General features: G+C 73.4%; 1 protein-coding gene. It reads right to left on the reverse strand.

Annotated features, from left to right (window positions below; all coding sequences use genetic code 11):
- Positions 1 to 5: 5 nt before the first annotated feature.
- Positions 6 to 152 (reverse strand): hypothetical protein, encoded by a 147-nt coding sequence (locus A6V37_RS42835; protein ID WP_157447876.1) that lies wholly within the window; start codon positions 150 to 152, stop codon positions 6 to 8.
- Positions 153 to 478 lie beyond the last annotated feature (326 nt).

Below are 478 nucleotides of genomic sequence, written 5' to 3' on the forward strand. Positions count from 1 at the left end.
ACCTTCTAGAGCGCGCGGCCCACGTGCGGATTGCCCATAATCGGCACGTTGGCCTGCCCCGCCAAGCCGCGCACCTGCGCCGCCCTTTCCTCCATGCCCTTGCCCGTCACCAGCCGCACTGGCTGCCCGCTGGCCGCCTCGCTGACCGCCACGGCCCAGTCCCTCGCGTCCACTATCAGCCCATTGTCCCAGCCCGCCCGCCTCTTCGCGCCCTCCCCACCCGCGACATCCCGCGCGAGCCCACCGCCCCCCCCCAACCCCCCTACACCCCACCCCCGCCCCGCCCTCCCGCCCGCGCCACACTGGTACTTCCCGCCCCCCCCCACCGCGCCCCTGCCAGCCGCTACCAACCCCCCCCCTACACCCTCCACGCTCCCCATGCGCAGCCCACGCCCCCTCCGAGCCCGCTTCGACTCATCACTCGCCCCTCACGCTACCTCTCCACACTCTGCGTCGAACGTTGCCCACCGCGTGCTCA

The organism is Paraburkholderia ginsengiterrae, from assembly GCF_001645125.1.
Classification (GTDB): domain Bacteria; phylum Pseudomonadota; class Gammaproteobacteria; order Burkholderiales; family Burkholderiaceae; genus Paraburkholderia; species Paraburkholderia ginsengiterrae.